The 8117-nt window shown below is 39.1% G+C and carries 6 protein-coding genes and 1 other annotated feature; all 6 genes read left to right on the plus strand.

Annotation, left to right across the window (positions count from 1 at the left end):
- Positions 1 to 467: 467 nt before the first annotated feature.
- Positions 468 to 543, plus strand: a sequence feature (ribosomal protein L21 leader region).
- A 15-nt stretch (positions 544 to 558) separates the two neighbouring features.
- Complete coding sequence (gene rplU, locus HMPREF3106_RS03045) at positions 559 to 867, plus strand: 50S ribosomal protein L21 (protein WP_005607264.1); 309 nt, start codon at positions 559 to 561, stop codon at positions 865 to 867.
- Positions 868 to 872: 5 nt separating this feature from the next.
- On the plus strand, positions 873 to 1205 hold the full coding sequence (locus HMPREF3106_RS03050) for a ribosomal-processing cysteine protease Prp (RefSeq protein ID WP_049554369.1): 333 nt from the start codon (positions 873 to 875) through the stop codon (positions 1203 to 1205).
- Positions 1206 to 1227: 22 nt separating this feature from the next.
- Entirely contained in the window at positions 1228 to 1518 is a 291-nt protein-coding gene (gene rpmA, locus HMPREF3106_RS03055; protein WP_005607260.1) for a 50S ribosomal protein L27, read from the plus strand.
- A 359-nt stretch (positions 1519 to 1877) separates the two neighbouring features.
- The gene (locus HMPREF3106_RS03060) at positions 1878 to 2846 is read left to right on the plus strand and encodes a class I SAM-dependent methyltransferase (protein WP_083281585.1); all 969 of its coding nucleotides are present in this window, start codon (positions 1878 to 1880) and stop codon (positions 2844 to 2846) included.
- A gap of 53 nt (positions 2847 to 2899) precedes the next feature.
- A complete protein-coding gene (locus HMPREF3106_RS03065) occupies positions 2900 to 4090 on the plus strand; it encodes an acetate/propionate family kinase (RefSeq protein WP_070444357.1) in 1191 nt (396 codons plus the stop codon).
- A gap of 1047 nt (positions 4091 to 5137) precedes the next feature.
- The coding region (locus tag HMPREF3106_RS03070; protein WP_168160691.1) for a GbpC/Spa domain-containing protein at positions 5138 to 8117 on the plus strand (2980 nt) is incomplete at its 3' end.

An 8117-nucleotide genomic window follows, 5' to 3' on the forward strand; every position in this document is an offset into this window, starting at 1 on the left:
TGAGCCGAAGTCTCAAGCTCTTTCAAGATTCAAATGGACTCTAAAAAATAAATTTTTAAGAGTCCATAATTCACTTTGAATGCTTACTCCCATTGCCAATACTATGGAATCCTCGGGGTTCTCCGTTTTGAACACTTTTTTTGAGTTGTTATATAAAAAGAGGAAGGAATAGAGAGGGTAGAAAAAACTTCGAACATTGAAGGATTTACTGCTACTATAAAATCCTTCGGGTTCTCTGTTTTGAACAATTTTTTTGGTAACACTTATAAAAAAGAGGATGGAATAGAGAAGGCGAGTTATGCTACGAACCCTCGAGGATTTCTCTATAGTATATGCAACGAGGCACGGGCTTGAGCCTGTAGTTTCTCACCTCAAAAGCTTTAAAAGGAACTTACGGAGATGCTAGTCACAATGGTTGACGGGGGCGTACATTTTTGCTAAAATAGTCGTGTTGTAATTGTGAAGCACCACAGCTACAACCGCTCGGATTAGAGTACAAAAGACCGGAATCGGCACTTTAAACTGGCGAGTCTTAGTCTAAAATATAGGAGGTGCAATATGTACGCAATCGTAAAAACTGGTGGAAAACAAGTTAAAGTTGAAGTTGGTCAAGCAATCTACGTTGAAAAATTAAACGCAGAAGCTGGCGACAAAGTAACTTTCGAAGAAGTAGTATTTGTAGGTGGAGATGACGTTAAAGTTGGTGCTCCATTCGTAGCAGGTGCAACTGTTGAAGGAACTGTTGAAAAACAAGGCCGTCAAAAGAAAGTTGTAACTTTCAAATACAAACGTCGTAAAGACTCACACCGTAAACAAGGTCACCGTCAACCTTATACAAAAGTTGTTATTGACGCAATCAACGCTTAATCACGATGATTCAAGTGACTGTACACAAAAAGAACCAGCGAATTGTTTCCTTTGAAATGACTGGACATGCAAACTATAGTGAACATGGTTCGGATATCGTTTGCGCAGGGGTATCGGCTCTGGCCATTACAACTGTGAACAGCATTGAAAAGTTAGCAGGATATCAACCGATTGTCGAAGTTGACGAGGTTGAAGGTGGTTACTTATATATGGAAGTTGTAGAGGACTTGACGAAAGACCAAGAACATACAACTCAAATTTTATTAAATAGTCTATTACTAGGGTTAGAAGATATTCAATCGGAATATCAAAACTTTCTAGCTGTAACTGTTGCATAATCAATCAAGGAGGTGCACAACTATGTTAAAAGTGAATTTACAATTATTCGCCCATAAAAAAGGGGGCGGTTCTACATCAAACGGACGTGACTCACAAGCAAAACGTTTAGGTGCTAAACGTGCTGATGGACAATTCGTTTCAGGTGGTTCAATCTTATTCCGCCAACGTGGAACAAAAATCCATCCAGGTGAAAACGTAGGTAGAGGTGGAGACGATACTTTATTTGCTAAAGTTGACGGAATCGTACGTTTCGAACGTAAAGGCCGTGACAAAAAACAAGTATCTGTTTATCCAGTAGTTGCTGCTGAATAATAATGAGTAGGATGTGACATTCAGTCACATCCTTTTTTTTAGGAAATTTGAGAAGTGACAAAACTACTGCGAACTTTCCAGATTTCTCTATAATTGCTATACTAGCTGTATCGGAGGAAGCCTTGTGTCTTCCTTCCTCTCAAGCTTCAAACTGACTCTAGGAAATGAATTTCCAGAGTCAATCATTCACATTGAGTACATCGCTAGTATTGCTATTATAGAATCTGAACGTTCTGCGTAGTTTTGTTAGCAAAAAATGTGAATGAACCTATTTCATATTATTCAAAGCAGAGAAACTCTTAAAAATAGAAGGAGGGATTTTTATCGAAGCGGGAAAAGAAATTCAAGCATTCGAGGAATTGGCAAAAGCAGTAGAGCTGCTTCATCAAGAAATCGGCTATTCGAATGTAGAAGCGCTAGGGGAAACCTTACAAAATATTGTCAATGACAACACTGCGCAACAAGTCGAAGGCCTGCCAAGTAACGAAGTGATCCAAGAATTTAACAAAGCGTATAAACAATTAGATTTAGCAAGTTATTCGAGTGAAGAAATTCGCCGGATGATTCAATTCGCGTTCTTGAAAGCTGCTAAAGAAGATGGCTTACAAACCAACCATCAAATGACTCCAGATGCGATTGGCTTACTCGTAGCGTATATGATTGACCAAATGACGAAGAAAGATAAGACGCTACAAATTGCGGACTTTGCGGCAGGAAGTGGGAACTTACTAAGTACAATTTTGTTATTCCTACAATCTGCTGGTAAAACAGCCCAAGGGACGGCTATTGATAATGATGAAGTGCTTGTGCATTTAGCTTTACAAGCCTTCGCATTAGAACAATTGGATGTGAAGACTTCCTTGCAAGATGGATTACAAGATTTACTTGTGGATCCACAAGACTTCGTAGTGAGTGATTTGCCGATTGGATATTATCCAGTCGATGCCAATGCCGCTCGTTTTGAGACAAAAAATGAAGAAGGTCATTCTTTTGCCCATCATTTACTCATCGAACAGCATATTCGTTATTTGAAGGAAGCTGGAATCGGATTGTTCATCGTTCCGACAAATCTATTTGAGACTGTCGAAGGGGAAACGTTACTGGCTTACTTGCAAAAGGAAACATATGTACAAGCAATGCTCTCATTCCCACGCAATTTATTTAAAGATGTGCAGTTTAGTAAGTCTTTACTCATTGTACAAAAACGAGGGAAATCTGCTAAACAAGTGAGCCAAGTCCTTCTAGGGGATATCCCAGAATTTAAAAACAGAGAAAAATTCAGAAAATTCACTCTAACATTCGAAAAATGGGCACAAGAAATGTTATAATGAATCCGTTAGACCCAGATGCGGGCTTAATTTTAAATTAAAGGAGAATGTGCATGTCAAAATCAATCGCGATTAATGCAGGAAGTTCAAGCTTGAAATTCCAATTATTTAATATGCCACAAGAAGAAGTGGTTGCTAAAGGGTTAGTAGAACGTATCGGATTAGGAGATTCAATCTTCTCAATCAGTTATGGAGACGACCAAAAATTTGAAGTGGTAGAAGATATTCCAAACCACGAAGTTGCGGTAGAAAAATTATTAGAACAATTAGTAGCTTTAAACATTATTTCTTCATTCGATGAAATCACTGGTGTGGGTCACCGTGTCGTTGCCGGAGGAGAATTATTCAAAGATTCAGCTTTAGTAGATGACACTGTTATCCAACAAGTAGAAGACTTAGCAGAATTTGCTCCATTACACAACAAAGCAGAAGCGGTAGGAATGCGCGCATTCAAACACATCTTACCAGACATTACAAGTGTTGCTGTATTCGATACTTCATTCCATACAACAATGCCTAAAAAAGCTTATTTATACAGCATTCCAATGGAATACTACAAAAACTTCAAAGCTCGTAAATACGGAGCTCACGGAACAAGCCACCGCTATGTTTCATGCCGTGCTGCTGAATTATTAGGTAAACCAGTTGAAGAATTAAAGATCATCACTTGCCACTTAGGAAACGGTGCTTCAATTACTGCGGTTGATGGCGGAAAATCTGTAGATACATCTATGGGATTCACTCCATTAGCAGGGGTTACAATGGGTACTCGTTCTGGTGATATCGATGCTTCATTAGTAGCATTCTTAATGAACAAATTAAACATTACAGACGTTAATGAAATGGTTGACATCTTAAACAAAAAATCAGGTCTATTAGGCCTTTCAGGTGTATCAAGCGATATGCGTGACGTTGAAGCCGCAAGTGCAACAAACGAAGATGCTAAAGTTGCAGTAGAAATCTTCGTTGACCGCGTTCAAAAATACATTGGACAATATGTTGCTGTTATGAACGGTGTGGACGCTATCGTCTTCACTGCTGGTATCGGTGAAAACTCTAAATCAATTCGTTCTCGTATCATCAATGGTTTAACTTGGTTCGGTTGCGATATCGATCCTGAGCGTAACGATACTCGTTCAGAAGCAATCATTTCTTCTGAAGGTGCGAAAGTTACAGTATTAAATATCCCAACTAATGAAGAGGTTGAGATTGCGCGTGACATCGAACGTTTACGCAAAAAATAATAAATGAACCGAAGGTTCCGTTCTTAAAAGAAATTACAAATTCCTGCGGGATATTTTATAGTGGTTGGCTGAAAGGCACCGGCTCGAGCCTGTAGTCTCTCACCTACCACATTCAAAGGCTCTCTTGGCGATAAATCGCTGAGAGAGCCTATTTCATTATGGTTGCAATTTCTTACAGCAACCACTATAAACCCGCAGGATTCTCCATTTCTTTTAAGAACGAAATGTGCTTATGATTGCGTAAATCCTTCTCAGTTAAATACGCGACATGTGCTTTTGGAGGAGGGTGTAAATCCTTCTCAGTAAGTACGAGACAAGTGCCTTGAAAGGAGATTGCGTAAATCCTTCTCAGTTTAATACGCGACAAGTGCTTTTGGAGGAGAGTGTAAAGCCTTCTCAGTGAATACGTGACAAGGGGTGTGGTAGTGGAGACCGGCTCGAGCCTGTAGTCTCTCACCTATCGAATTCAAAGAGCCCCATGGCGGATGATCCGCTGTGGGGCTCTAATTCATTTCGATTCTTATTCCCTACTATCACTACTATAAAATCCAAGGTTTATCCGTTTCTCTTCAAAGGAGCAGATGATTGCGTAAATCCTCCTCAGTTAGTACGTGACAAGTGCCTTGAAAGGAGATTGTGTAAATCCTTCTCAGTTAACTACGCTACAAGTGCTTTTTAGGAATAATGGAAAGATTTTTGAATTAAAAGGGTTCTATATTTTTTAAGATGGGTGGGAAATTTCCGTTAACCTTAAAAATTATGGAACCTTTTTACGCTGTAAGCAAAGTATTTCTTATTTTAAAGCCATTTGTACTAAAATGGGACTGTTAGTGTTTTTGAAGATTTGGTGAAAATAATTTATTTTGTGTAATGATTCGTTGAATTTTTTTGAAAATAGTTTCACTTATTTAAAGTGAATGAATCACATATATAGTTTATTCGGGAACGGGGGAACTGGATTGAAGCATAAAAGGTAGGATGAGAATCAGGGGTTATTGATTTGATGGGGATTATTTTAAAAATAGTATAGAAATGGGAGGAAATCACTTGAAAAGTTATAAAGAAATGTTAGGGAAAAAAGAAAAATTTTCGATTAGAAAAACCACTTTAGGTGTTTTTTCAGTCATGATTGGGGCAAATCTATTACTTCTTCCTGGAGTTGCTGCGGATGAAGTTCCTTCAGAACAAGTTACGCCAACGACTTCAGCTAGCGAAACGACGGAAATGGAATTGAGAGAATCCGTTGCCAGACCAGAATCTGGCGAATCTTTAAACGATCAACCAAATCAAGGAAGACCAAATTTCGAACCGGTGAGCCCGGAAGATCAGGAGAAAGATCGTACGAATACTCCGCGTATTCCTGAAGATAACCGGGAACATCCAGAGTCCAATGAGTATACAAATGTAGGGGTAAGTGATCCTCGAAATGTAGAGGTCAAAGGAGCCACTAAACGGCTTGTTTTGAATGATATTCCAAATAGCGGGTTATCGAGTGCTTATTATAATGCCATCGAGAAAGCGAAAAAAGCTGGATTTGAAATTGAATATACCGATCGCGTAGTCGGCCGTTCCGATGATATTTCGGGAGAATCTTCATATGAAGCTAATATCATTGAAAATTTCATTGAAAATAATCGAGAAAGATTACAAAATTATAAAAAGAATCGCATTTCAAATCGTCTACAGTATGAACGTGAATCGAAAGAACATGAATATGCTACGGAAGATTTTCAAAGTTACCAATTCGAAGGAAACGACCTACGACAAGCTGTGAACAATCAAACGGTGATTCGCGGGTATGAATACGGGGCTAAAACCATCGTGTCCGCCTCAGAATATTATCCTGCAGAAGCTGTAAAATATATTAATAGTTTAGACGAATTGAGCTTTAAAAATATGCAAACAACGACGAATGCTCCAGAAGAACATTCGAATGGACAAGTGGCGGTTCTAAAACAAGGGCAACCCGTCACCGTTTCTGAACGAGGATTGGAAGGTACGTATTTAACCGTTGATGGAGAACGCAAGCAAGTGACTCGAATGGATCATGAGTATACATTGGTTAGCTCCCCTTACGAAGAGCAAAAAGCGTTACTTTGGATTAAAAATGTAGGTGGAAAACTGAGTGTGACAGCTGGGGCAGACCGTGCAACAGATAAGCCTTTAACGATTAATGTGAAGATTCGTTACTACGATGAAAATGGACACGAAATTGTAAATAATACAGGAAGTAATTTATATGCGATTAGTGATTTAACGCACGGTACCAGTCGTAAAGTTTTAGACAGCTATACCCCTACTGGATTAGTGGCGCGTATTCAATACAATGATCAAATTGAAGATCAATATATGAACTATTCTCAAGCGTACACGTCACAATGGAGCGTCTATCGTCGAGACGAAAATCAAAAGGTAACGTTCCACCGAGTGCAAGGATGGACGGAAACACATACACCAATCTTAGGCGATGAAATAACAGAAGAAGTCATTCCGGAAACAGATGCTCAAGGAGTCGTTAAAGGCCATTATCATATTAGTAGAGATAAGGGATATGAGCATGTCGTTTATGTTCCAATATTTAATTATGAACAAATAGACGAAAAGAAATCTGTGACAATCGGGGCAGAAGATGAAATTGTTCCAATTCCAGGGTCTTCTATTACACGCCAAGGAAATGAATTATATTCAGTTGGCGATAATATGTATGTGGAAAATGGATCTCATTTCCACTATGCAGGCGATAGTCTTGACAAATACGGATGGCAGAATAGCCGAAGAACCAAGTATTACGGAACGGTAGCAGTCGCAAGCAAAACGAATCAATTTACTTTCAGCACGACCTTTGGGAAAACTGGAGAATATGTCTCAATGGATCTAAACTACGATACATTAGATGTTCCAACGCCTGAAGGGGATGAAACAGATCCCGATGAATTGATTAATGTTCCGAAAGTACAAACAACAAGATGGATTGCGGAAGTTCCTAATAAGGTCTTGAAAAAGACAGAATACCATCAACATATCACTTATGCGGATGATACAGGTCGAGAAATTGCGCCAAGTAATGTACAGACGTTCACTAAATTAAAAGTAGAAGATCTAGAACATCATTCTAGCTCTGATTACTATTTTGATGGACTATTAACAAAAGCCGAACAGGAAGAATTATATCGAAATTTCCATGAAAATGGGGAGTTGTTTATTACTCGAAACGGAGAGCGAGTCAATGCGAAAGAGAGTAATGATGTGTATGAATATTATAATTATCGTCCAAACAGCGAAGGAGTATTAGAACGGGTAGGAGAAAAACGTCAGATTGTTGGCTTAGTGACAAAAGAAGTTCCTCATCCAAGAGTATCTGGATGGAAACCGACTCGTTGGAAAGCAGCTTATCCATTTTATGGGGTAACGAATGCGTACTGGCCTGAGTCAGCGAATTTAATGGAAGATTATAAGAAAAAGATTCCAGCACAATGGACTGGAAAAAATGTTGAAGTCGAAGGTGGAGAAGGTGTTGAAATGGGTGATGGAAGTCAAACGGTTCTATACCATGTTATTTACACTCAATCAACAGAAAGAGAGTCTACTCGTTTTGTTACCGTTCAAGACGGTACTGAAGTGGAAATTTCTCCAACGCTTGAAGGCGTTCACGAAGCGCCAGCCTTCTTACAAGGTGAAAAATACCATTATAATGGTATTACGACTACAGTTTCTGGGGTAACCACGCATTACTATGATTTAGTAACAGGCGATAAACCTCCAGTTGAGCCAAACCAAAAAGAAGAAAAAGCGGTGACGCGCTTTGTAACGATTCAAAATGAACAAGAAGTCGAAGTAGCCGAAACGGTCGAAGGAACTCAACCAGCTCCAACGTTCTTACAAGGAGAGAAATATCACTTCAATAAACAGACGAAAACGGAAAATGGTATTACCACTCACTACTATGATTTAGTAACAGGAGACAAACCAGCTGTTGAGCCAAACCAAAAAGAGGAAAAAGCGGTGACCCGTTTTGTGACGCTTCAAG

This window comes from Granulicatella sp. HMSC31F03, assembly GCF_001807725.1.
GTDB classification, from domain to species: Bacteria; Bacillota; Bacilli; order Lactobacillales; family Aerococcaceae; genus Granulicatella; species Granulicatella adiacens.

Coding starts and splice junctions, on each gene's coding strand:
- rplU (WP_005607264.1), top strand. CDS start 559: ATGTACGCAATCGTAAAAACTGGTGGAAAACAAGTTAAAGTTGAAGTT.
- HMPREF3106_RS03050 (WP_049554369.1), top strand. CDS start 873: ATGATTCAAGTGACTGTACACAAAAAGAACCAGCGAATTGTTTCCTTT.
- rpmA (WP_005607260.1), top strand. CDS start 1,228: ATGTTAAAAGTGAATTTACAATTATTCGCCCATAAAAAAGGGGGCGGT.
- HMPREF3106_RS03065 (WP_070444357.1), top strand. CDS start 2,900: ATGTCAAAATCAATCGCGATTAATGCAGGAAGTTCAAGCTTGAAATTC.